Here is a 25,387-nt window from a genome sequence, read left to right as displayed (position 1 = left end):
TCCTCGTCGTTGGCGGGAGGCGCGATCCCGGTGCCGGAAGAATAGCCGCTGGCGTGGCTGGCGTCTTGCCGAAACTGAGGCCACAGGGCCCCTCGCCTCGGCAATCGCCAGCGGCCTGTCAGTCTTGTCCGGCCAGTACGTGCTTCTGGCTAGCCAGCTTGGCGCCCATGGCTGCGCCGAGCGCCTGCAGTCCCGACATCGGGCGCACCATCACTTCGAATTCCTCGATCTTGCCCGCCTGGTCGAAGCGCAGCATGTCAATGCCCTTGAGCGCCTTGCCGTCGACCTCGGCGCTGAATTCGAGCACCACACCCAGCCCGTCCGCCGTGGCGAACGTGCGGTGATAGGTGAAGTTCTTGAATACCGTGTTGACGGTTTTCAGGACCAGCTTGATCGCAGCACGGCCCGGGTAAGGTGTATGCGCGACCGGCGAGCGAAACACAATGCTGTCGGACAGCAGGGGATCGAGTTCCTCCATGGCGTTGCGTGCCAGAAGGTCATGCCAGGTTGCCAGCGTCTTTGCGGCTGCCGGGGAAAGTCCTGCTGCGGTCATGTCGTGTCTCCTCATGGTGGCGCCGTCTCCGGTTGGATACGGTCGTGTACTATGCAACTGGTTGCATAGTACACGACGGCGCAGTGTGGTGCCATGTCCGGTTTCGATGCTTCCATCGGTTATCGAGGGACGGTCAAGTCGCCCGAAAGTCGATGCAGGCTCACGGCTGCCTTGCTGTGGCGGCCCGTCGATTCCGGCTACAGTGCACGTTTCCCCACGTGAAATCCCGCCATGGAATGGTTGACTGACCCCTCGATCTGGATCGGACTGGTCACGCTGGTCGTGCTCGAGATCGTCCTCGGCATCGACAACCTCATCTTCGTGGCGATTCTCGCGGACAAGTTGCCGCCGAGCCAGCGCGACAAGGCGCGGGTGGTTGGCCTGTCGCTGGCGATGTTCATGCGGCTCGGCTTGCTGTCGGTGATGTCGTGGCTCATCACGCTCACCCGGCCGCTGTTCTCCATTGGGCCGCTTTCGATGTCGGCCCGGGACCTGATCCTGGCGGTGGGCGGCTTCTTCCTGTTGCTCAAGGCCACGCTCGAACTTCATGAGCGGCTGGAGGGCATGCCACATATGGAGGGGGGCAAGACCGAGTACGCCGGCTTCTGGGTGGTAGTGACCCAGATCGTGATTCTCGACGCGGTGTTCTCGCTGGACGCGGTGATCACTGCGGTGGGGGTGGCCGACCATCTCGGCGTGATGATGGCCGCCGTCGTGATCGCGGTCGGCGTCATGCTGATTGCCTCCAAGCCGCTGACCCGATTCGTGAACGCGCACCCGACGGTGGTGGTGCTGTGTCTCAGCTTCCTGCTGATGATCGGCATGAGCCTGGTGGCGGAAGGGCTCGGCTTCCATATTCCGAAGGGCTACCTCTATTCGGCGATCGGATTCTCGGTGCTGATCGAGGCATTCAACCAGGTCGCGCAGCGCAACTTTCTACGTCATATGGCGCGGGTGCCGATGCGGCAGAGAACAGCCGATGCCGTATTGCGCCTGCTGGGCGACCGGCGCGCCAATGCGTCGGAGGCGCCAGAAGGCGGGGCCGTGAAGCGGGATGAACCGCTACCGTTCGCGCCGGAAGAGCGCAGCATGGTGAGTGGCGTGATGACACTGGCCGAACGATCCGTCCACTCCCTTATGACGCCGCGCGCCGATATCTCATATTTGAACGTGAACGCCGACGCCGGTACGCTGCGCAAGCAGATTCTTGATGACCCGCACAGCTTCTTGCCGGTATGCCGTGGCGAACTGGACAACGTGATTGGCGTCGTGCGCGGCAAGGATGCGCTCGGAGACCTGTTCGACAAGGGCGCCATCGACGAGGCTAAGAGCCTGCGTGAGCCAATCGTGGTCCACGAGTCGATCAATATCCTGCGTTTGATCGATACCCTGAAGGACTCGCATTCGCGCGGCCGCCTGGTGCTGGTGGCGGACGAGTATGGCGCGATCGTTGGTCTGGTGACACCGATCGACATCCTCGAAGCCATTGCGGGCGAGTTTCCCGACGAGGACGAGACCACCACGATCACAAAGATCGACGAAGGGCACTGGCTCATGGATGGCGCAGCGGATCTGCATGGTGTGGCGCAGGCGCTCGGCCTCGACCCCGCCTGGGTGAGTTCGGCGAAAGGCGCCGCTTCGCTTGGGGGCTTGCTGCTCGAGCACTTCGGCATGGTGCCGAAACCACGGATGACGCTCGATCTGGAGGGCTATCGCTTCACGGTCACGGCGGTGAGCGATCGCCGGATCGAGCGCGTCGACGTTCAGGCCCCGGGAAGGGCTACCGCCGATGCCGAGGGCACCCCGATTGACTCGGGTGCCTGAGCGCACCTGTCGGATACCGCCGCAGGCACGGTTGGCGCCCTGAGTTCAGCGTTGCCCCGCTGCTTTCGGTGGCGCGCAGCAGCGCGCGGCATCAATGACGCGATGCCTGCAGGCAGGCAGCCCCGGCGGGTTCTTGCAAAGCAGCGCGTTAGCCGGAAGCGCATAGATGAACTGTTTGTCGATCATGCAAAGCTCGGCCGCCGCGATATCGTTCAGCAGCATTGTGTCGATGGGCTCGATAACCGTGGAGTAGCCGCACGCCGCCATGGCACGCTTGACGCCTTCAGTATCGGTGCCGGGGCGGCTCCAGTACGTATATGCGGGTGGGCGGGGCGGGCGGCGCTTGAGCAGCGCGGGGTCGAAGTCGGGGTCGGTACCGAAGGTCTTGCCACGCGGCACATTGGCGCAGGCCGGCAGATCTGGATTGTCCGTGCAGACGATGCGCCTGTCTTGATAGACGAACCCATTGTCGATCATGCAGAGCTGCGCGCGCGCATGGTCGTCGCTAGTCATCGTGGTGCCGTCGACATAGCCTGCGTGAACGAATCCGCAGCCGAGCATGGCGCTGCGCACGCCTGCCTCGTTCACCCCCGGCTTGGACCAAAGGGTATACAGGGGTGGCGACGGTTGGAACGGCCGGGTTGTGCAGGCCATCAGGGATAGCAGGGCGGTTGCCAGTGCGGCAGATCGAAGTAGATGCATCTGACAGGAATTGGCGTTGTTCTTTTGGCGTCGTTGACGTGTCGGCGTATTCGGGTCGTCATGGTATCAGCAGTGCTCGGCGGATCTCCAGGGAGCAGGGCGTCAGCAGGCGGGCGTGAAGCCGATCGGTTCAGGCATCGACAGCCAATATGCGGCGCGGCAGCGCCTTGCGTTGTGCGCGACTTGCACTACGCTTCAGGGGGCTCGCGCGAAGCGCAGCCATTCAGGCGATCCAATAACGTGACTTTCCAACACCGGCCACTCCCGCCCCGGAGAACAACATGCGAAGACTCCTTGCCGCCGTCGTGTTCATGCTTGCCATGGTCCAGCCGTTGCAAGCACAGGTGAAGCCATTTCCGCCAGGTTTCCGGCACCAGAATATCCAGACCGAGGGCGCGACGCTGTATGTGCGGGTGGGTGGCAGCGGGCCTGCGGTGGTCCTGCTGCACGGTTTTGGCGATACCGGGGACATGTGGGCGCCACTGGCCGCCGAACTGGCACGCACCCATACGGTGGTGGTGCCGGATCTGCGCGGAATGGGGCTGTCGTCGCATCCTGACGGCGGCTACGACAAGCGCACGCAGGCTGGGGACATCCGGTCGGTGCTGGCGCAACTGAACATCGACCAGGCAGACGTGGTCGGCCACGACATCGGCACGATGGTCGCCTTTGCCTATGCGGCGCGCTATCCGGACAAGACGAAAAGGCTGATCGTCATGGACGCGCCGGTGCCGGGAATCCCGCCGTGGGAACAGATTGTCCGGATGCCAGCGCTGTGGCATTTTTCCTTCGGCGGCCCGGATGCGGAGCGGCTGGTAAAGGGCCGGGAACGCATCTACCTGGACAGGTTCTGGAACGAGTTCGCCGGAGATCCTTCGAAGATCGACGAAGCCACACGGGTTCACTATGCCCGGCTCTACGCCAAGCCGGGCGCGATGCATTCAGCGTTCGCGCAATTCCTCTCGATTCCGCAAGACGCCGAGGATAACCAGAAATCGCTGGCGACCAAGCTGACCATGCCGGTGCTGGCGATTGGTGGCGCGAAGTCTTTTGGCCAGAACGAAGCGATCGTCATGCGCAATGCCGCGACCAACGTGAAAGAACTGGTTATTCCGAATGCCGGGCATTGGCTGATGGAAGAACAACCACAGGCTACAGTCGGCGCGATCGTCGATTTCCTCGCGCAATAGCTTGGAGGGCCCCGGCTTCCTGACGGTCTGACGCCTGCATGCTATGTCTACCCTGCATTCAAAAAAAGTAGCGCGGGCTAGATTGAAATGGCGGTACGGGCGTGTCTTTTTCTGGGCTTCCCGTCGGGTGGTGGTGCCGGCCTGATGCAGCCGAATTGCAATAGAGGTGGGGCAGGTGAACGGCGGCGCGCTCCGCGTTCGAGTCAGGCGGCGGCAACGGCAGCTACCGACCGCGGATTCAACCGAGTAAATCGAACGACCCATCCCGGCCGTTCTCAGTCGACTGCTCCGCCGCCAGGCCCGGTGGTCTGCAACCTCGATACCTTCGAGTTCTGGTTCAACATCGTCACGCATTAACCGTCCGAACATCCAGGTCGTCGTCAGAAGCCCGCGACGACCTGGAAGTGCACGCGCTGGTGTCGTTGCAGGTCGGCGCGGTCATTGAAGCCGTAGCCGTAGGCCAGCCGTGCCGTCAGATACTTGCCGTAGTTCAGATCGAAGCCAAGGCCGGCGCTTGTCAGGCTGGTGAGGCCGCCGTCGGTGCCCGGCGGCGCGTATGCCTTCACCGCGCCATGATCGACGAACACGAACGCGCTGAGGCCCAGCGAGCGGCTGTCCGGCGCGGTGCTGCCATACAGCCGGCGGTGCAGTTCGGCCGTCAGCGTGTAACCGTTGTAGCCGCCCAGCGCGGCGCTGTCATAGCCGCGCACCGATCCGTCGCCGCCGATGAAGAACTGCTCGCTGCTGGGCAGCAACTGGTCGCGCGTCCATTGGAAACTGCCGCCCACCTGCAGCGAGAGTGCCGCCCCGAGGTCGTGCCAGTGGCGGGCATAGCCACGCACCAGCCGGAAATTCTGCCAGTCGGTGCTGGCATTGCGGCCTTCGCCGGTGGCAAAGCTCAGTTGCGCAAAGGTGAAGTTGCCGTCTGCGCCGGCGCGCATGTCGACGCCCACGGCGGTGGTGTTGGTCTGGTTGTGCGATAGCTCGATCGGATCAATGCGGCTGTCCGAATCCTGCCGCTTGTGCGAGACGGTCAGGTCGAGCTGCACCGCCTGCACGAACAGCAGCGGCTGGCGCAGGCCGAACAGGTTGGTGCGCGAGGTGCCCTCGATGCCCAGCGATGCGAACGGGCCATTCCTGATCTTGGTCTCGTCGTGGAAGTAGCCGTACGAAAGGCGCGTGCCCCAGGGCGTTACCGGTACGCTGTAGTTCACGGAGCCACCGCGATAGCCCTCGGCGGCTGCGCCACTCAGCGTGAGTTCGTCGCGCCATCCGAGCAGGCTGCGGTTGGTGTAGATGGCGCCGAAGCGCGTTTCACCGGTGTAGCGGCTGCCGCCGTTATCCGTGTAGGCGCGCACGCTCTGCCGCTCGGGCTCGGCGGCGACCAGCACGATGTCCGTGGCACCGGTGTCCTGACCTGGCTCCAGTTGGGCGCGCAACTGCATTTCATTGGTGCGATTGAAGCGCTGCAGGTCGGCCTCCAGCGTGGGCAGGTCCACCAACGCGCCGGGGGCCTGACCCGCGCGCCAGCGGATATAGCGGTCGGCGGTCGACGCATTGCCTTCAATGCGCACCGTGCCCACGCGGCCTTCTACCAGGCGGATGTGCACCACGCCCGTGGTGACCTCCTGCGGGGGGATCACCGCCATCGCCGTGGCGATGTTGCGCGCCTGATATTGCGCGTTGACGGCGGCCACCAGTTCGCGGAGTTCGGCCAGCGATACCTCACGACCCTCGTACGGGGCGGCCAGTTCGCGCAGCAGCGATTCGGGCAGGATGGCCGACGGCGTGAACACGATCTGCCTGACCTGGAAGCGGATACTGGCGTCCTGGGCCGACACATCGGGCGCCGGCTTCTGGTCGATCAGCTTGTCTGGCGCCGGTACATCGGGCTCGGAGCGTCGGCGAATGCGCTGCTCGTTCTCGATGGCCTGCCGCTGGATCACGGCCGGGTCGGCAGCCGGTGGTATGGCCACGGGTGGCACCTGTGCATTGGCCTGTTGCGAGGGCAGCCCACCGAGTGCGGCGGCCAGCGTCACCGACGCCAGCCTGAAGGTCGGCGCGATGGGGCGCGACAGGGTCCTGTTGAACATGCTTGAAAGGTAAGGGATGCGGGACGTGGGCATGCGCGTCATTCGGCCAGGCATTTGGTGTCATCGGGGGGGCAGGGCGCCAGCAGCATGCGGTCGATCGTCCAGCTTCCGGGTGCCGACACCGGGGCGCCGGGCGATGCCGCGCGGGAGGTCCACGATGCCGAGGACAGGTCGCCCAGGCCAACCGGGATGCCGGTCATGGCGATCAGTTGCCCCGGCTGGGCCGCCGCCGGGCGCGGGCTGCCGTCCGGGTCGGGTCGCGGCACTGCATTGGCGCGCGCGGACATGTCCGCGCCCACGTCGCGCAGGCTGACGTTCTCGCCGGCCGGGGTGCGGGTGCGGAAGGCTGGCTCCCGCAGCACCACGAAGGCATCGGTCGTCACGAGGTTGCCGTTCATATTGAGTGCGAAGCGGGTAGACGGCGCGTACAGTTGTACGTCGTATGGCCGTGGCTGCATGCTGCGGTTGTCCATCAGCACGCGCATGGCCTCGTTGCTGAAGACGAACTGGTCCAGCACACGCCCCCTCGCAACATCGAGTGCGCCGCCACGCATGGTCAACTGACCGCCAGCCGTCCACAGTCTGCCGAAATTGGCACCTGCAGCGCTGTCGATCGTCAGGTCGACCCGATCGGCGAGGGCGCCGCTGCCGGTGTCCACCGCAGTGGCGGCAAGGCCGTTTGTGCCGGTGGCTACCAATGTCAGCGGCGCGGCGGGGTCCGTGGCACGCACGTTGGCGACGATGGTGCGGCCGCCGAACGCGGCACGCTGTTGGGCCCGGGCCTCGTCGACGCGCAGCTGGTTGCCTGCCGACAGCGTCATGGTGTTGGCCTGGATGGCATTGGCGCGCAGGTCGTGCCCGGCGGCGGCCAGTACATCGGACGTGGCGGACAGCCTGCCGACGTTCAGATCGCCACCTGCGGCGAGCTGCGCGCTACCCGCCGTGATCTGCGTGGCCGCCAGCGTACCGGCCGCCTGCAGGACGAGGGCGTCGGCCGATGCGTCACCGATCTGCAGGCTTGCGCCGCTTGCGACGCGAGCAGGGCCGCTGCTCGCCAACTGGCCGATCACCACATCGCCGCCGATGTCGGCGGACAACGCGCTGGCCTGCAGGTTGGCGGCGGTCAGCGCGCCGCCAATACGCATCCCGGCGTTGCCCGCGACCGTCAACTGGTGTAGCGCGGCGTTGCCGGCCACTCTCAGATCGGCGGAGCCGCTGGCGAGACGCCCGCCCGCAAGCGATCCGGCGATGTCGAGCGCGGCATGGCCGGCGGCCGTGACCGACATCGCGTCCAGATTGCCCCGTGAGGCGAGGGCGAGGTTGCCGCCGCTGCGCGCATCGAGTGACGACGTGACGATCTCCAGCGCGTCGCTCGCGCCGATGCTGCCGTCCGCCGCCAGCACGATGCCGGCGCCCGGTGCGCGCGCCGCCAGGTTGATGCCGTCGCCATTGGCGTCGGTGATGCTGCCGCCAGCGGTAAGGCGGATCGCATCCGCCGTGTCGGCGCCGGCTGTCAGCTGGCCGAGGGCCATGTCGCGATTGGTGACCGCCTCGATACGCCCGGCCGCTTCAGCCGTGGCGCCGTCCGCCATCGTCAGGGATTCGCCTTGCAGGAACAGGCCGCCGGCCGCGCGGACGTTGCCGCTCGCCGCAAAGACCAGCCCGCGCGCGCTGCCCAGCGCCACGTCTGTGCCGACGACCGTGCCATACAGCGTCAGGCTGCCGCCCGCCGCCGCGATGCCGACATCGCCGCCTGCGACGATGTCGCCCAGCGCCAGCGCGCGCTGGTCGCTACCGAGGAAGATGCCTTGCAACGCGGTTGCCGTCACCTGGCCGTCGGCGAGCACGGTGAGCGCGAGCGGGTTGACGCTGCTGCCAATCGCACCGGCCGCCTGCAACGCCACTGATCCTGCCTGGATGGCCTGCAACCGGTCCGGTCCTCGCGCGTCGACGATGTTGCCCGCACGGGCCGACAGCGACACCGCGCCGGGCGAGTAGATTTCCGCCACGTTCAGATCGCCGGCAAGCTGCGCAACGTGTACACCGAGTGCGCCACGCGCGGTCAGCGTGCCGCCGTTGGCAATCTGCGTGGTCAGCGGATTGGCGGCGGTGCCCACGCCGCCGTCGCCGGCTTCCAGAACCATGCTGCCGCCTTCGAGGTTCGGACGCGCCGGATCGGTCGCCACGCTATAGATACCGCCCGCGCCCTTGACGCGGATCGTGTCGCCGGCTTTCACCGCGTCGATATTGAGGTCGGTCTCGGACCCAAGGTAGACGTGCGTGGCCGCCGTGATCGAGATGGCACCGGTGCTGGCCACGTCGACGTCGTCGCGCTGGATGATGCGCAACTGCCCGTTGGGCAGCACGGCCACGTCATCGGCCTCGGCCGTGGCCAGCGCCTCGCGCTGCGCCTGGGTCAGCGTGGAGCCAGCCGTGGAGGCATCGATCAGGACTTCGCCTTTCAGCGCGCCGACGCCGCCATTGCGTGCCACCAGCGAGACATTGCGGGCCTCGATATTGGGCTGCTCGATCTGCGTTTCGGTATCGGTGGTGGTCTTGTTGTAGACCGCGCGGCTGATGCCGTACTTGAGTTCGTTGGCCGTCCACGTGCCGCCGGTGGTCACCGACGCCTTGTCCTCGGCGGTGACGTAGCCGGCGTAGGTAAAGCCCGCCTGGTACTGCTGCGTCAGGTCGCTGACCGTGCCGTCGGTAGTGGTCAGATGGCTGAAGCGGGCGTGCAGCGCCTGTAGTTCGGGCGAGGCAGTGGCCGGATCGTAGGCGTCGGCCACCAGCATCGGGTTGCCGTCCGGTCCCACCACCTGACGCAGGTTGCGCAAGTTCCAGTAGGTCTGGTACTCGCGGTCGCGCAGGCCCACCAGGCTGCGCAGCGCCTGGTCAGTGCTGGCCTGGGCGCCGGCGCCGAGCAACTGCATGTCGGTCCACAGCGATTCGAGCTGCGCCAGCGTGCGGGTATCGCGCGTGCTGTTGTCGTTGGCGTCGATGAAGCTGCCGTTGTCGAGCACAATGCTGACGTCGCGCCCGTGCGACACCACGCGGTTCAAGCGCAGGTCGCCGTCGCGCTGGCTCAGGAAGATGTCGTTATTGGCCTCCGCATCGAGCTTGCCGTTGACGCCGTCGGTCTGGATCTCCAGCGCCCGTGCCGCTGTGCCCAGCGTGCCGCCGTGTGCAATCAGGTTCAGCGAGGTACCGCGAATGTCGGGCAGACCGCCAGCAGCGGCCCGGCCTGCCACGATCGACGCGTCGGCTTCGAGCGTGACGGTGCCAGCCCCCGTGCCGATACGGCCGATCACCATGTCGCCGCTGCGCTCGCGCACCGACACGTCACCCATGACGGTGCTCGCGTTCAGCAAGCCGCCGTCCCGCACGTCCACCGAGATGGCATTGCCGTTGTTGCCAATGCCGGTGGCGGCCGACAGGTTCACGTCCTGGCCCACCACGACGGTACGGTCCGCGGCGTTGATGCTGCCGGCGGTGGACGTGATCGAGGCCGTGCCGTTGCCGGCGTTGACCGTGCTGCCGATGACGACGTTGCCCTTGCCGGTCACGTTGACGCTGCCGGTGTCATGGCCGACGAACGAGATGCCGATGGCGTAGTCGGCCTTGACCGAGTGCTTGTGGAAGTCCTGTTTCTCGTACTGGTAGACGAAGATCTCGCTGTCGCACCAGTAGATGCCGCAGCCATATTTGCCGGTGTCGTAGGTCGACACATGCGTGGTGTCCTTGACCGTGCGGGTCTGGAACTCGTAGAGATAAGCGTCGCTCTCGTGCGCAAGATCGCGGGTGACGAAGCCGGTACGGTCATAGATCTGCTTGCCGCTCTCCAGTGCATACCAGCCCGTGCGCCAGGAATCGCTGGGGTCGTCGCTGGCGCAGCCGTCGCCGCCGGCGCCGTAGCAGCCCTTGGTGGTGTAGTTGACCAGCTCGCGCTGGAACGTCTGCTTCTGACCCGAAGTCCAGCCGTACCGCAGGCCGGACAGAGGCGTGTAGGTGGTGGTGCGACCTTCGCCCAGGTTCGTCGTGGCGAACACAGCGCCGTCGCGCACGGTCTCCTGGGTGATCTGGTTGCCGATGCGTCGGTAGATCGTTGAGGAGAGCGGCTGGCCATCGAACAGCATTGCCGACGTGTCGGTGATCTTGATCGTGCCCTCGATGTTGCTGCCGACGTCGAGCGTGTTCAGGCGCACCGTGTAGTTGGTGTCGTTCTGCACGTTGATGCGGCCGTAGCCATCCATCACACGCAGTTCGCCGCCGCCGGTGTTCAGGATCTGGCCGGTCAGTTCCATGTAGCCGCCCTGCACGCGGACGTTGTCCAGCACGATCTCCTGCGAGACCACGTCGTAGACCGCGTGGATCAGGCTGTCCGTGCCGGTCATCCGCACGCCCGAAAGCTCATAGCGGGTCTTGATGTCGCCCGGCTTGACCCCGGCCTTCAGTTGCTGCGCATAGTCGGCGGCCGCCTTGGCGATCTGCGCCGCGATGCTGGTGCCGCCAGCGCGCTCCGCGTCGAGCACAATCGACCAGTCCGGCAGGCCCGCCTGCACCAGCCCGTTGATATTGAGCACGCGCGCGTTCAGGAACACGTTGTTGCCGGCAATGATGCCGACGCCGCTGGCCAGCGGAATGGAACCCGGGGTGGCGGTCTCGATCGCGCCATTCGGGTTGGACCAGTTGGCGGGGTCGGTGCCATAGCGCAGCGAGTAGGCGCGGTACTTCGCTTCGAGCGCCTGCGCCACGGCGTCCCATGTGGCCGACGGATCGCCCGCCACATGGAAATAGCCGTCCGTCGGGGACATCACGAAGTCGCGGCCCGCCGTGATGCTGACGGTCTGGCCCAGGATACGGCTGCCCGCCATCGTGCCGTTGCCCTGCTGGCCGTTCTTGACCAGCACACTGCCTTCCTTGCTCTCGATGGTGATGTTGCCGCCGAGGTTCAGCACGTCGCCGGTGATCAGCAGGTCTGGCGACTGGGCATTCGGATCTCCGGTGTTCAGCGCCTGGTAGCGCTGCGTCACGCTGATGGCCGGCTTGCCGCTGGCCGTGCCGGTAACCAGCGTGCCGCTGCCCGCGCTTTCCTGGCCCCGGTTCCGCTGGGTGATGTCGGCGAGCGTGGTGACCGATGCGTTGTTGAAGGTCACATGACCGCCCTGGTCCTCGGGGATCTCCAGCTTGGAGACCTGGAGGTAGCGGTTGCTCGACGAGTCGATGTTGATCAGCGCATCGCCGGGCGCATTGACTTTGCCGGTTGCCGCCACGGTCAGCACGTCGGCCTTGACATTGACGTCGCCGCCGCTGGCGTAGACCGGATCCACAGCAATCACCTTGACGGTCTTGGACGAGACGCCGCCAAACGCCGCCAGCTCCTGCTGCAGGCGTGAAATCTCGGCGTCGATCTGCGCCACGAAGGCGTCGCCGGCTGCCGCGTACTGCTGGCGCGCCCGCGTGTAGGCATTGATCTCCGACTGCAAGTTCGCCACGAGGTCCATGGTGGTCTCGCGGAAGGTGATGCCTTCCGACTGCTCGAGCACCTTCAGCGAGCCATCGGCGTTGTCTTCCACGCGCAGGATCTGCTTGTTCTGGATGCCGGCCTGCACGTTGCCGGCAATGTTCACCCGGTTTGCGACATCGGTTTTGCTGGAGCCGCCTTCGATGTCCAGCGAGATGTCGCCTCCGCCGAACAGGTTCGAGAAGAAGCTGCCCACTGCGGCCGCCGCCTCGCGCCACAGGTCCTTGCCCACGCCCTTGCCGTCGGCCAGCAGGTTGCCGCGCTCGGCATAGAGGTTGACGTCCTTGACGCTGCGCACGACGGCGGCGTTGGCCACGTCTACGCGGCCCTGGATGTCGATCGCTGCGTCGGCGTTCGGGTCGGTCTGCACCGGCACGATCGACTTGTTGAACAGGTCGGTACGGGCCACGGCGCGTATGGCGTTGGTATTGCCGTCCGCATCGGAACCCACCAGCAGGTTGACGTTGCCGTCGGCGCGAATCGTCGCACCGCCGGCAATATTGACGGCCAGCGTGCCGGTGACGGTGGCGGCCGAATTGCCCTGCGCCGCGCTGGATAGGCCGTAGGTCTTGGCATTGGCGCTGGTCTCGATGTCGCTGGCCACGCGCGCCGCGAAGCTGGCGTCGCCCACGGTGTCGAGGTTGGCGCCCTGAGCGACGACGACAGCCGTGTCGAAGTGGTCATGGACCAGCGATTCGGCGCGTGCAATATCGAGCACGCCGCCCGAGTCCAGGCGGGTCTTGTCGCGCGCCTGGACGTCGCTGTACGCGGTGAAGCGCGTGCGTCCCGGGTCGTCGCGGTCGCCCGTGATGCGCACCGAGGCGTTCTGGCCAATGAGCGTCCGGGTGACGGTATTGATGTCGCTTTCGCTGATCACGGCCGAGCCGTTCAGGAAGCCGCCCGAGCCCGCCTCGGCATTGTATTCGCCGCCGTCGAGCCACGGCTTGCGCACGAGGTTCGCCGCCGTGGCTTCGATGCCGTGGCTGACCAGGTTGGCGCCGTCGCTGATGGCTGCGGTCACGCTGGCGTCGACGTCATGGCGCGTCAGGGCGCCGCTGGCGCCCACCAGCGCGGCGTTGACTGAATCCACCTCGCCATTGAAGCGTGCGGTGTGGAGGGCATCGACGACGATCTTGCCGTCACCGCCCGAGCCGGTCGCCAGCAGCGCCTGGCTGCTGGTGCCACCGCCCAGTGCTGCGGTCGTGCGCGACTGGTTGCGCGTATCGGCCACAGCTGCCGCACCTGAGATCAGCCCACCGCTGCCCGACATGGCCTGCGCGGTGGTCTCGTCAGTGCCAATGGCCTGCACGGTCAGCGTCGCGCCGGCCTGGCCGGTCACCCCGTTTTCGATGGTCGCCGTGGTGTCGGTATTGGCATCGGCCTGCGCGATGTTGGCGCCAACGGCCAGCACCCCACCCACGGTAACGCCGTTGGCATTGGCGTGCGTGCCGGTGTCGGAACTGGCGCTGACAAGGGTGGCGTTGTTCACCAGCAGGACCGTGTTGCCGCCGATCGTCGCGTGGCTGGCGGTCTTGGTCAGGGCATCGGCGTCGGTGGCATTGGCACCCACGAGTCCTGCGCCACCCGTGGCGCGCGCGAAGGCGTCGGCGTTCTGACTGCCTGCAGTGCGCATCGTGGCGGCGCGTACGTCTACGCCATCGGCGACGATACTGCTGCCCATGATCGCGGCGTTCGCGGTGGTGGCGGCGGTCGCCTTGGCCACCGAGGCGCCGATGGCCGCGTATACCGCGCCGTTGTAGCCTTCCGCACGGGCCTGCGTCTGGGGTGCGGCCGTCGCGACCACGCTTGCCGTGCCGCCGGCCTGCACCGTGGCATTGGCGATGCTGGCGGTGACGATGCCGTCGTCGGTGGCCGTGGCACCGGAGCCCGTGGCGGCGCCGGCGCCGCCAGACCCCGCGCGCGCCAGGCTGCCCACACGGCCGCTGCGTTGTGCGCCGAGCATGATGTCGCCTTGCGCGGCCACGTTGGCGCGCAGGCCGCTGTCATCGCCGATGGCGGCGATGGTCTGGCCGGACTTCTCGGCCGTTGCCACGGCGGCGCCTGCCGCCACCAGGCCAACCTGATAGCCCTGGGCTTCGGCGTTGGCATCGGTCGCGTCGTCAGCCGTCACGGCGACGTCGTTGCCAGCTTGTGCGGTGGCGCCACCGGAAACCCGCGCCGATACCTGGTTAGCAATGTCGACCGTGGCAACCGCCGCGCCGAGCGCAACCACGCCGCCTGAACCTTGGTACGCCAGCACCTGCGCGGCCGGCGCGTTTGCGTCGAGCGCGCGGGTGCCTGCGTGCAGGCGGATGGCACCGCCGGCCGTCAGCGTGGAAGCGCCGTCGACCAGCGCATCGACGTTGTGGCGAATCTGCATGACGCCCACCGCCGCGCCGACACCGGCGAAGCCGCCAGCGGCAGCACCAACCAGGATGTCGTTGCGGTCGCTTTCACTGGCGTCCAGGCGCACGTCGCCACCGGCTACAACGGTCGAGCCCGAGATCACGGCCGCCGTGCGCGCGTCGAGGTTTGCAGCGTTGATGCCAGATTTCACGGAGACCCCGGCGCGCTGGTTGAGCGCCGTCCGGGTGCTGTTGTCGAGGGCATTGCCGAATCCGCTGGCGCCGACCTTGTCCTGCTGGCCGAGCGCCTCGACCTTGCTCAGCGTGCCGTTGCCGTCGTGATCGAGCTCCTGCGCGGCGTCGCCGCTCAGGCCCTGGCCGACCAGCGTGACGGCCACCGAACCGGCCAAGCCCGCTCCGGTAAAGCCCACGCCGGCCGATACCGCCTGCGCCGACAGGTCTCGTTCGGCCCGCGCCTGGAGCGTCACGTCGCCCTGGGTCTTCACATCGCTATGGTCGATCCAGGCAGTGACCGTGTTGTCCACGCGTGTGACCACCGCTGCCGCGCCTACGCCCGCACCGCCGCTCAGCCCGGCGCCACCGGCGAGATTGTCGACGGTCGTGCGGTCGGTGGCGCTGACCGTGAGTGAGCCGGCGCCTGCGATGGCCTGCTGCGGAGCCGCGCCAACCAGCGTGGCGATCGCCGTACCGTTGGGGTCGTACAGCACGCCATCGCGCAGTTCGCCTTCAAACGGGGCGAGGGCGCCACTGGCATCGCGCAACGTACCGGTGACCAGGGTGGCCTTGCGGCCTTTCGCGTCGGTTTCGGTCCAGACCTGCGCATCGGACAGCGTCGCGCCGTTCGTGCCTTGCAGCGTGCCGCCCATGGCCTGGCCGCCGGCATCCGTGCCCACCAGCCGGTTGTTGTCGATGGTGGCGGACTGGATGGTGCCGGTCAGCGTCACGTCGTTGCCGATCGTCGAGCCGGCGATGCGGCTGTTGGCCACCCAGGCCTGCGTCGCGCCCTCCGTCAGCACGACGGCGGCCGAGCCCGCCCCGGCACCGAAGCCGCCGCCCGCGCCGGAGACACTCCAGTTGTCGATCTCGGTGCGGCTGTCCGCCGTGACCGATACACCCCGCGTGGCGCGGATCGCGGCGCCATCGATCGTCGCGACGGTCTGGCTCTGGTCCAGCCCCACGCCGAAGCTGCCAGACATTGCTACGCCGCCGCCCGACAGCGCACCGGCACCCAGCGCCATGCGGCTGAGGTGGTCGGCATCGACCGCGAGGGCACCTGCCTCGGTCGTGCCGCCGCTGAGCGCGGCCTGGGTTGTGCTGGTGAATTTGGCCAGCGAACCGGTGCCAGCCACGCCCGCGAGGCCGGCCGCGCCGCCGGCCGCGACCGACGCCGCGCTCTGGCTCGACTGCGCGACGATGCTGGCCGTGCCGCGCGCCCGCACGTTGCTGTCCACGATCTGCGCGCGCGTGGTGCCGTCGAACACATGGGTGTCCGCCGCAGCGGCCACGCCAACCGCGCCGCCGCCCAGCGCGCCGACAAAGCTGTTCGCATAGGCGTGGTCGGCCGCGCGCACGTCCAGCCCCTGCGCCAGACCCGCGCCGTTTAGCAGGTTGACGCTGGCGTCGCGCACCTCGGCCACGGTCTGGCCGCCCATCACATCGACCTGCGTCGTCACGCCCACGCCGGCATAGGTGCCACCGCCCACCGTCGCGGCCAGGCTTTCTACTGAATGCGTGGCTGTGGCGTTGACCGCCACACCGGACACGGACAGCGTTTCACGCATGCCGGCCAGGTCGCTGCGTGCGTAGTGGCCGAGGTCGGTGCCATCGGCCAGGTCGGCCAGACCGTCGAGTCCGCCGCTCTGGACGTTCAGTTTTGCGGCCGGGTCGAGCGCCAGCGCATCGACCTGCGTGCCGTTCCCGACGATGCCCGCGTACGTGGCGGCGTCCATCACATTGACGACGGCGGCTGCGCCGACGCCGGTCACACCGAAGCCGATGCCCACGCCGCCGGCGGCAACCGTCACGCGGTCGTCGCGGCGGGCCAGCACGCCAACGTTCTGCCAGGCGCGCACTGTGGCGCCGTTGTCGATCACCGCCGACGTGCTGCCGCCAAGCAGGCTGGTGGCGAACGAACCGGCCACGGCCACCGAGCCGCTGCCGGCGCCGCTGGCTGCGAGCGTGTCGATGGTCGCATCGGCGGTGCCCGCCACCGTGACGTTGCCGGCCTCGACGTTGCCGCCGTGAATGCCGGCCGACGTCACGCTGTCGATCTGGTTGACCGTGGCGGCGGCGCCGAATGCGGCACTGCCGCTGCCGGCGGCCGAGCCGGACAGCGAACGGATCAGCGCGCTGTCGGTGGCGAGCACGGACAACTGCTGGGTATCGCCCACGGCCGTGGCATTGACCAGTTGCGCCGTCGTGGTGTTGGCGATGGTTGCCGTGGCGGCGGAACCATTGATAGCGAAACTGGGCGCGCCGCCCGCCGAGGCAGCAAGCGTGTCGATCCGGGACGTGTTGTCGGCCCGGATCGTGTTCGCGCCGCCGATGTACAGGGCGGCGTCGGTCACGCTGGCCTCGACCGTATTGCCGATCTCGTTGACGCTGACGGCCGCGCCCACCGCGCCCGTCCCCAGGCTGGCGTTGATCTGTCCGGCCGCCGCGCTGATGTGCGAGGCATCGCTGGCCGCCACGTGCAGGGCGCCGGCGGTGATCGTGGCCTGGTCTCCACCGATGCGTGCGGTGATGGTATTGTCGATGTCGTTGATCACCACGGAGCCGCCGCCGGAGAACTGTCCGGTGCCCACGCCAACGCCGGCCGCATAGCCAAAGATGGTGGCGCCGCTGTGCGCCACAACGTCCACGCTGGCGTCGGCCGTGACGGTCGACTGGTCGATCTCGGCCATGAAGCGGTTGCCGATCGTGTTGAACAGCATCGACGCCCCGACGTTGTTGCCGCCTGCCTGGACGTTGCCGGCCACGGCGACGATGCTGGCGCCATCGGTGTCGGTATTGCCCGCGCCGGCGCCGGAGTAGTCGTAACCCGATGCGCCGCCAGCGCCGTCGTGCTGGTCGATGACGGCGTCCAGCCCATTGATGCGGGCCGTATCGGCGGCCCGTACCGCTACATTGCTCGCGTCGATTCGCGAGCCGTTGCGAATGCTGGCCTGCACAACGTTGCCGATGTCGTTGAAGACGAACGCGCCGCCCAGCGTGACGTTGTTGCCCGAGCCGGTGGCCGCGACCATGGCGCCGCCGGCGCCGATCAGGCTCGCGGTCAGCGCCTGCACCTGCACGTCGCCGGCGCCGGTGATCGCCGTGTTGTCCACGATGGCCGTCGCCGTATTGCCGATATCGCTGTACGTGACGGCGGCGCCCACGCCGCCCCGGCCACCGCCGAGCAGGGCACCCCCCCCGGTGCCAAGCGTTGTGCGGTCGTAGGCCAGCACGTCGACGTCGGTGCGGTGGGCCTGGCCCGTGATCGTGCTGTCATCCACTGTGGCCCGCACGGCATTGCGCGCGGTGCTGACCGAGACCGATCCGGCCGCCGAGGCCGCTTTGCTCTGGTCGGCCGAGGCATTGACGGCCAGCCCCAGTGCCACGGAGAGCTGCTCGCCGCCCGACAGCGCCATCACGTCAACTCGTGTGGCATCGGTCACGCGCGCGTTGTGCAGCGTGGCTTCGGTGGTATTGGCCAGGTCGTTCAGCGCCAGCGCACCGGCAATGGCCGCGCTGCCCCGGCTGCTCTGCGCGTTGGCGCGGGTCAGGGCGGCCGCGCCGCTAAAGGCGCCGATGTCCGTGTTGTTGACCGCCGTGACCGCCAGGCTGCCATCTTCCAGCGTAATGTTCGCGTTGCTGACGGCGGCGCTGGTATTCATCGCCACAAGGTTGATGGCCGAGGAGCCCGATACTCCGAGCCCGAACTTCGGCGCGGTCTGCGGCGCCTGGGCGTCGCCGAGCAAGGTGTATTTCAGCGCGGTGCCCAGCGTGGAGAGCTTGCCGCCGAGCTTGTCGAAGAAGCCCTGGTCGGCAGGGTCCTTCTTGGGCTTCGGTTCCTTGGGCTTTTCGGGGGCCGCCTGCGTGGTGATGGCGCCCGCCACGGCAATGCTCTCCACGCGACCGTCGGTGCGTGCGCCGACATCGACGTTCGATGCCAGGAGGTTGACCGCGTCGGCGCCGGCCTGGTTGCTGCCGATGCGGGCCTGGGTGTCGGTCGCGACCTCGATCAGTGCATTGCCGAGCCCCACGCTGGCGCTTTCGGACTTGTTGATGCCGCCGGACACGGCCCAGATCACGGTGTCGTCCTGAGCGGCCACGCGCAACTGGTTGGCCGTCACCTGCGCGCCGGCATCGATGACCGCCATCGTCTCATGGGCGGTGTTGGCGTACGCGAACGTGCCGTTCAGGCCGAAGCCGCCGCCGCGGCCGGCGCTGGGTGCCAGCACGAACAAGCGCTCCGTGGCGTCCGCCGTGACGGCCACGTCGACGCGCGAGCCGGCCGTGCCATCGGCGTTGACAACGTTCCCGCCGATTACCGCGCCGCGCCCGACGCGGGCCTCCACGCTGTTGTCGAAGTTGATCTGGTTGTAGGCGCCACCGACCGACGCGGCATCGCCGCTGCCGCCGCTGCCGTTGCCGGTCAGACCGAGGTTGCCCGCCGAGAAAGCGCCTTCGGTCTCCATCGTCGCCTTGACGTGGACGGCCGCATCGAAGTCGGCGCGGGTGCCGTTGGCGAGGTCCACGCCCCAGGTGCCGTTGGTGGACGGCCTGACGGTGACCGACGCGCCATCGCCCACCGTGGCGCGGCTGCGGTTGGTGAAGTCGAGGTAGCTGACCGCACCGCCCACGCCGAGGTCGCCATCGTGTGCGCTCGTGGAGGCGTTGGCGTAACCCGTGAGCTGGTCGGAGAACCCCAGCGTTGCCGTGGCCTTGGCGATCAGCGCGTCGAGGTTGTCGAACTTGCCCCAGGTGAACGCGTAGGGTAGCGAGACGTCCGACAGGAGCCCGAACTGGCCGGCCGTGATCGTTGCACCGTCGCCCACGCGGGCGTTGGCGTCGTGACGGTAGAAGCCCAGCGTCACCGCACCGCTGACCGAGGCTTCAGTGGTGCTGTTCTGGTTGCCGCTGGAGGTGTCCTGATCTGCCGAGCTGGCGCTCATGGCGTGGATCTGCGCATCGCGCACGGTGGCGGCCACCACCACATTGCCGGTGGCGTCGATGTGCACGCCATTTGCCACCTCGGCTGTGGCGCCGCTGGAGAAGTCGGTGTACGAGAGCGCACCGGACAGCTTGAACGGCGACCCATCGGAGTCGGCACGGTCATCGGCCTTGGGCGTGCCATTCTTGCTGTTCAGCAAGTACTTCTGGACCATCTCGGCGCCGCGGGTGCCGATGCCGTAGACGCGTTGCAGCAGGTGGATGCCGCCCACCGTGGACGAGGCATTGGTGCGGTTCTTCAGCGTGTCGTCGTGCGCGGCGAGCGTGACGTCGCGCGCGCCGACCAGGCCGGTGCCGAGTCGTACCGTGGCCGCCGTCTGCCCGTCGAAGATTGCGGCCGCGCCGCCGGCCACACCGTCGTCGTTCGCGGTCTGGCTCATCGAGGTGTTGAAGCTGTTGGTATTGCTGGCGGCCAGACGCACATCGCCGGTGACGTTGACACTCGCGCCGGCGGCAACGTCCACGCTGGCGTTGGCGCGCGCACTGGTCAGCGCCACGCCCACGGCGACGTTGTCCTCGGTGGAGATCGAGGTGACCGAGACATCGAGCGTGGCCTTGTTGACGGCCTCGGCCACCAGCGTCTTCGCGCGCAAGGCGGCGCCAGCCTGCACCGATACCGAGGCCGCCGAATCGACATCGGCCTTCAGGAAATCGACGCTGAACGGCACCAGCATGTTCCACAGCGACATCTGGCTGAAAGTGGTCTCGGCGGTGGAATCTGCCTTCATCGCCAGCGTGCCGCTCGCCTGGATATTGGCGCCGGCACCGATACTGACGCTGGCGCGGCTGCGGGTCTGCATGGCGCCCAGCGTGACGTCACCAACAAGGTCCGCCAGCCCGAGCGAGCCACTGGTGGCGATGGGCACATCGGCCAGCGAGACGATGCTCTTGTTGTAGATGGCCTGGCTACGGGCGTCGATCGAGATATCGCCGCCGGTCAGCGTGGCGTCCGCGATGTTGACGGAAGCCTCGGACGTCACGGTCGAGACGAGATCGGTGCCGGCCGTGTTCGCGGACTCCGCCAGCAGCTTGATGCTGCCGTCCTTGACGGCGTCGCCGGTGCCGCCCCCGCTGCGGGTGTTCAGCACGGCGCCGCCATGCACGTCGAGCCGGCCGCCCGAGGTGACGTCGATCTGCCCACCGTTGTCCGGCGTGGCCGCCGCGTCGAGCCGGCCGCTGATGTCGACGTCACCGGTGGCCGCAAGGAAGATGCGCCCCTGTACCGCTACCACCTGGCCTGCCTGTGTGATGCCAGTGGTGTTCACCATCTGGTCGAACTCCGCCTGCGGCACGCCGGCACGTAACTGGGCGGTGTTGCCGACGACGATCTTGCCACTGCGCAGGTCGATACTATCGGCAGCGTTCAGGCGGCCCCGCACTTCGATCAGGCTGTGCGGCTCGATCGGCTGCCGGCCCTGCATCAGCAGGTCGATGGCAATGCCATTCGGCTGATCCTTGCCGAGGAAGAAGCTGTCCATGAAGCCGCGCGACGGCGCCGACAGGTGCAGCGAGCCGGCGTTCATCACGCCCGAACTGGAGATCAGGAAGCCGTCGGGGTTGGCGAAGAACACGTTGCCGCCTATCCGCCCGTCCTTGAGCGCGTTGACGGTGCCGTCGATCTGGCTGCGTCCGCCGCCGATCAGGTTGATCAGCGCGCTGGTGCCAGTTGGCAGGTTCAGGTTGACCGTGTGACCGTTGCCCACGTTGAACGCGGAAAAGTCGTTGAAGGCGGCGGACCCGACCACGCTGGTGGTGTCCACGCGCGTCACGGAGGCACCCGGGGTGACCGTCGTACTGGTCCTGCCCGAGGCGACGACCTGTGCCGCCGCCTCGCCGAGCACGCCAGCCGTCCCAATCAGGGTGGCGATGGCAATGGACAGTTTGCGCGCGACAATGCGTTCGCGGCGCAGCCGCGTGGCGTGGTCCTTCATGGCGATTTCCCCCGGCGCCCGCGCGGCATGGCACGGTGCGACAACCCGTTGATGTGTTGAACTGAAAATCAGGGCCAGCCGGCGATGGCCGGCCAGCTACCGCGCGCCCGCGAGGCTGGCCCCGGGGCGCGTCAAGATGTCATGTCAGCGACGAAGTCAGGCTTCGATGGCGTCGGTGTCTGCGTTGGCGTTGGCGTTGGTGGCGGCAACGGCTTCCGGAGCCGGGTCGCCACTGGCGGACGTCGCCGGCATGCGTTCCCGCAGCCGTAGGGCGAGCTGTGGCAGAAGGTCGAGTGAGAGCCGATGGGCCATCACCGCTTTCATCGTGCCGTCCATGAGCCAGCGCTGCAGCACGTCGGCGGGCAGGGCGGCGAGCCGCGCTTCGTCGACCGCCAGCAGGCCGGACAGCGAGAAGCGGCCGGCCTCGCCCACGTCAGCCACGGCGTGTACCTCGGTCAGCAGGTCGTGCGCGGCCAGTTCGGCGGCGAAGGCCACGGTATGTTCGAACGTACGCTGGAACGCTTCGAGGAAGTCGATGCTGCCACGCAACGCCGGCAGTGGCTCGTTGTCGTCGCCGAACAGCGGCGTGCCCAGATCACTGTCCACGTCGTCGACGAAGCCGGGGTAGGCGCGGTCGATGCACACATTCCATTGCCCGCCGTCTTCGGCCAGCACGAACGGATACCGGCGCACGAAGGCCGGCACATACGCGGCATCCCAGCGTCCGTCCGCATCGACGAACAGGTTCTCGTCGCTGCGCACGCCCAGCAGCACCACCGGCACAGGCTTGCCGGTGGCGTCGCCCGCAAAGAGGATCGGGTAGACGCGGCTGGCGATGCCGAACTCGGCCAGCGTCAGCACGGTGGAATTGGTCTGCCGTGCGAAACCGTACGCGTTCTCCACCGGCTGCATCCGCAGATGGCGGTGGCGGTAGCGGTTCAGCATCTCGGGCTGCCGATAGAAGAGCAGTTGTGCCATGGATGTCCCTTCAACCCTTGGAGGCACGACTGGCGCCGCGCGTCCGAATATTTATTGTGTTTGTGTGGTGCTTCGCCGCGCAACTTGGGAGGCAAGCGGGCGAAATATACCGGGCAGGGCAGGCGGGGAAAATACGGCACCCGTCGTATTTCGGGGGGGTGGCGCGGTGAAAACTGGCGTGGCGGAACGGGCGGAGGGCTGTTGGCGGAGGGGATCGGAGCTATACGGTCCGCAAACCCACCCGGACCGCATGGGCCACCAGTTCTGCCGTGTTGTGCAGCGACAGCTTGCGCATCAGGTTCTCGCGATGCTTGCGGACGGTGAGCGGGCTGATGCCCAGTTCGGCCGCGATCTCGCTGGCCGTGGCGCCACGCGCGATCAGCGCCAGGATCTGGCATTCGCGGCGGGTCAGCACGTCGTCGGCATCTGGCACCGTCGCGGCGGCGTGCCCGCGCGGGCGCTGGTCAACATGCGCGCCGTGGCCGATTCCCGCGCCGATATAGGGCTGGCCCAGGCGTAGCGCCTCGATGGCGGGCAGCAGTTCGCTGACATCGCTGCGCTTGACGAGGAAGCCGTGCGCGCCCGCCGCCATGGCGACGGACATCGCCTCCGCATCGCCATCGCCGGTCAGCACCAACACGCGCATCGCAGGGAAGCGGGTCCGCGCCTCGCCCAGGAACTGCCGCACGTCAAGCGCCGGCATATGCAGGTCCAGCACCAGCAGGTCCACCGGCTGCGTGGCCAGCAGCGTGCGCAGCGCGGCGCCATCCACGGCGGTGCCCACCACCGTCACGCCGTCCACCACCGACAGCAGCAGCTTCAATCCTTCGAGCACGATGGCGTGATCGTCGGCGAGCGCAATGCGGGTGGGCGAGGGCAAAGCGGTCATGGGGTTGGGGCGTGGAGGATTGCGGATGTCGCGGACATTGGCGCGGCCTGAAAAAAGGGCGCTTTGTCTGTTCGCTGGCAAACGGATAATATCAGGCGCCGACTTCACTTACTCCCGCTTTTTTCCCGCCAACTGCCACCCCGATGACGCAAGAAGAACTGCCTGGCGCAACGGGCGCCGATCCGACTGACGTCGAAATGGTGCGTCTGCTATACCGGCAGTCGAACGCGGTGCTGGCGGCAAACTTCGTCATCCCGCTGCCCGTGATCGCGATCCTGCGAGACAGCGTGCCGATGGCCGTCCTGCTGATCTGGACCGGTGCGATCTACGTGCTGACCGCGCTAAGGATCGTGCATTCGATCCATTTCTTCCGCCAGCGGGGCGCGATCGTGCCGGCCCGTTGGGCGCGCAGCTTCATGGTGATGTCGTGGCTGTCTGCACTGTTGTGGGGCCTGGTGGGATCCTCGTGGCTGCTGCCAGAACAGCCGGCGCTGGTGGCGTTTGCCTGTGTCGTGCTGGCCGGCATGTCCGGCGGGGCCGTGCCATCGCTATCGGCACATCGGCCCACGGCCATCGGCACCATCGTGGCCATGCTGGCACCGTTCGCGCTGTACTGCCTCGCTCACGACGGCACGGTCTACAGGATCTACCTGCTGTTCACGCTGTGCCTGCTGGCGGTGAACCTGTACTACAGCCGCAACACGCACCGCACGCTGCGCGAGAGCGTGCGGCTGCGCTTCGAGAACCTGGCCCTGATCGGTGAACTCAAGCATGAGCGCGACCGCGCCACCGAAGCCGATCTGGCGAAGACGCGCTTCCTGGCCGCCGCAAGCCACGACCTGCGGCAACCGGTTTACGCGCTGGGCCTGCTGACCGCCACGCTCGCCGGCCTGGCGCGCCGCAAGGATGTGCCCGCCGCGCAGGCTGCCCACATCGCCGGGCGGCTCGACGGTACGCTCGACAAGATCGGCACCATGCTTGACGGTCTGCTCGACGCGTCGCGGCTCGATGCCGGGCTGATGCCGGTGCGTCGCCAGCCGCTGTGGCTCGGCACCTGGCTGGTCGATATGGGCGATGAGTACGCGCAGTTGGCCCGGGAGCAGGGCGGCCAGCTGCGGGTGCATGGCGCCGATGTCTGGATCGACACAGACCCCGCGCTGCTGCATCGCATCATCGACAACCTGCTGTCGAATGCGTTGCGCTATGCGCCGGGCGCACGTGTGCTGGTGGGTTGCCGGCGTCGGACGGGCGCGGTGGAAATCCAGGTCATCGACCAGGGGCCGGGCATTCCCGAGGCGGAGCAGGCGCGCATTTTCGACGAGTTCACGCAGTTGCCCGATGCGCGCCGTCCCGACGGGCAAGGCCTGGGGCTGGGACTGGCGATCGTGCGCCGGCTGGCCGCGCTGCTGGGTCATCGGGTGACGCTTCGGTCCATTCCGGGCCGGGGCACCGTGTTCGCCGTCACCGTGCCGCTGGCGGCCATGCCGACGCAGCGGCCGGGCGTGGTGGCGGGCGACGACGTCTTCGCCATGTCTGCCGACGCCCAGGCCCAGGCAATCGGCATCGTGCTGATTGATGACGACGCAGGCATTCGCTCGGCACTGGGTGGACTGCTGGCGCTGTGGGGCCATCCGGTCTACGCCGGGGCCACCGTCGACGACGTGCTGGCCGCCCACGCGGCGGCGGCCGCCGATACGCAGGCGCCGATCGGGCTGATCCTCGCCGACTATCGACTGGGTAACGGCGTGACCGGCATCGACGCGGTGGCCGCGTTGCGCCAGACGCTGGGTACCGACACGCCAGCGGTACTGGTGACCGGCGATACGGCACCCGATCGCCTGCGCGCCCTGCACGCCAGCGGCTTGCGCGTGCTGCACAAGCCCATCGCGGCCGAGCGCCTGCGCGAACTGATCGCGGAAGTGGGCGGCACGGGCGACAGGCAACCGTCGACCGAATGCGCGCTCGTCTGAGCGTGTCGCCAGCCGGTTCGACCGGCGGAGCGCCTGTGCCTTGCTTCTGTCCCTTCTGTGCATGGCCGGTCTCGGCTCTCGGCACGGTCGCGCGGAGGACATTTTGGCGGCAGTGGCAACTTCCACGCCCACTGCCGTCGCCCAATCACTGCG

General features: G+C 67.6%; 9 protein-coding genes. 3 read left to right on the top strand and 6 right to left on the bottom strand.

The window, feature by feature from the left end; all coding sequences use genetic code 11:
- Positions 1-118: 118 nt before the first annotated feature.
- Positions 119-553 carry a nuclear transport factor 2 family protein gene (locus K6G35_RS07950; RefSeq protein WP_008643917.1) on the bottom strand — a complete coding sequence of 145 codons (435 nt, stop codon included), beginning with the start codon at positions 551-553 and terminating at the stop codon, positions 119-121.
- A 231-nt stretch (positions 554-784) separates the two neighbouring features.
- Between K6G35_RS07950 and K6G35_RS07945 the strand changes: the two genes are divergently transcribed.
- Positions 785-2,377 carry a TerC family protein gene (locus tag K6G35_RS07945; protein ID WP_008643916.1) on the top strand — a complete coding sequence of 531 codons (1,593 nt, stop codon included), beginning with the start codon at positions 785-787 and terminating at the stop codon, positions 2,375-2,377.
- A 45-nt stretch (positions 2,378-2,422) separates the two neighbouring features.
- On the opposite strand, the gene K6G35_RS07940 is transcribed toward K6G35_RS07945, so the two are convergent.
- The gene (locus K6G35_RS07940; protein ID WP_241227842.1) at positions 2,423-2,965 is read right to left on the bottom strand and encodes a hypothetical protein; all 543 of its coding nucleotides are present in this window, start codon (positions 2,963-2,965) and stop codon (positions 2,423-2,425) included.
- Positions 2,966-3,360: 395 nt separating this feature from the next.
- Between K6G35_RS07940 and K6G35_RS07935 the strand changes: the two genes are divergently transcribed.
- On the top strand, positions 3,361-4,269 hold the full coding sequence (locus K6G35_RS07935) for an alpha/beta fold hydrolase (RefSeq protein ID WP_186426541.1): 909 nt from the start codon (positions 3,361-3,363) through the stop codon (positions 4,267-4,269).
- A 380-nt stretch (positions 4,270-4,649) separates the two neighbouring features.
- Here K6G35_RS07935 and K6G35_RS07930 read toward each other — a convergent pair whose 3' ends face one another.
- The 4 genes from K6G35_RS07930 to K6G35_RS07915 all read right to left on the bottom strand — a co-directional run bounded on the left by K6G35_RS07930 (position 4,650) and on the right by K6G35_RS07915 (position 23,264).
- Positions 4,650-6,395: a ShlB/FhaC/HecB family hemolysin secretion/activation protein gene (locus K6G35_RS07930; RefSeq protein WP_495676313.1), complete on the bottom strand. Its 1,746-nt coding sequence runs from the start codon at positions 6,393-6,395 to the stop codon at positions 4,650-4,652.
- 5 nt (positions 6,396-6,400) lie between these two features.
- On the bottom strand, positions 6,401-21,397 hold the full coding sequence (locus tag K6G35_RS07925) for a leukotoxin LktA family filamentous adhesin (protein ID WP_495676312.1): 14,997 nt from the start codon (positions 21,395-21,397) through the stop codon (positions 6,401-6,403).
- A gap of 156 nt (positions 21,398-21,553) precedes the next feature.
- A complete protein-coding gene (locus K6G35_RS07920; RefSeq protein WP_051705358.1) occupies positions 21,554-22,375 on the bottom strand; it encodes a SapC family protein in 822 nt (273 codons plus the stop codon).
- 220 nt (positions 22,376-22,595) lie between these two features.
- A complete protein-coding gene (locus K6G35_RS07915) occupies positions 22,596-23,264 on the bottom strand; it encodes a response regulator (RefSeq protein WP_035882399.1) in 669 nt (222 codons plus the stop codon).
- A 143-nt stretch (positions 23,265-23,407) separates the two neighbouring features.
- On the opposite strand from K6G35_RS07915, the gene K6G35_RS07910 reads away from it, so the two are divergent.
- On the top strand, positions 23,408-25,234 hold the full coding sequence (locus tag K6G35_RS07910) for a sensor histidine kinase (RefSeq protein WP_495676311.1): 1,827 nt from the start codon (positions 23,408-23,410) through the stop codon (positions 25,232-25,234).
- The last annotated feature ends 153 nt before the right edge of the window (positions 25,235-25,387 follow it).

It is taken from the genome of Cupriavidus sp. HY129 (assembly GCF_059492215.1).
Note: the sequence above shows the minus strand (reverse complement) of the source record. Positions and strands in the feature narration are given on the sequence as shown.

Excerpts from the sequence above, each read along its gene's own strand:
- K6G35_RS07950 (WP_008643917.1), bottom strand. The coding sequence starts at position 553 with ATGACCGCAGCAGGACTTTCCCCGGCAGCCGCAAAGACGCTGGCAACC.
- K6G35_RS07945 (WP_008643916.1), top strand. The coding sequence starts at position 785 with ATGGAATGGTTGACTGACCCCTCGATCTGGATCGGACTGGTCACGCTG.
- K6G35_RS07935 (WP_186426541.1), top strand. The coding sequence starts at position 3,361 with ATGCGAAGACTCCTTGCCGCCGTCGTGTTCATGCTTGCCATGGTCCAG.
- K6G35_RS07930 (WP_495676313.1), bottom strand. The coding sequence starts at position 6,395 with ATGCCCACGTCCCGCATCCCTTACCTTTCAAGCATGTTCAACAGGACC.
- K6G35_RS07925 (WP_495676312.1), bottom strand. The coding sequence starts at position 21,397 with ATGAAGGACCACGCCACGCGGCTGCGCCGCGAACGCATTGTCGCGCGC.
- K6G35_RS07920 (WP_051705358.1), bottom strand. The coding sequence starts at position 22,375 with ATGGCACAACTGCTCTTCTATCGGCAGCCCGAGATGCTGAACCGCTAC.
- K6G35_RS07915 (WP_035882399.1), bottom strand. The coding sequence starts at position 23,264 with ATGACCGCTTTGCCCTCGCCCACCCGCATTGCGCTCGCCGACGATCAC.
- K6G35_RS07910 (WP_495676311.1), top strand. The coding sequence starts at position 23,408 with ATGACGCAAGAAGAACTGCCTGGCGCAACGGGCGCCGATCCGACTGAC.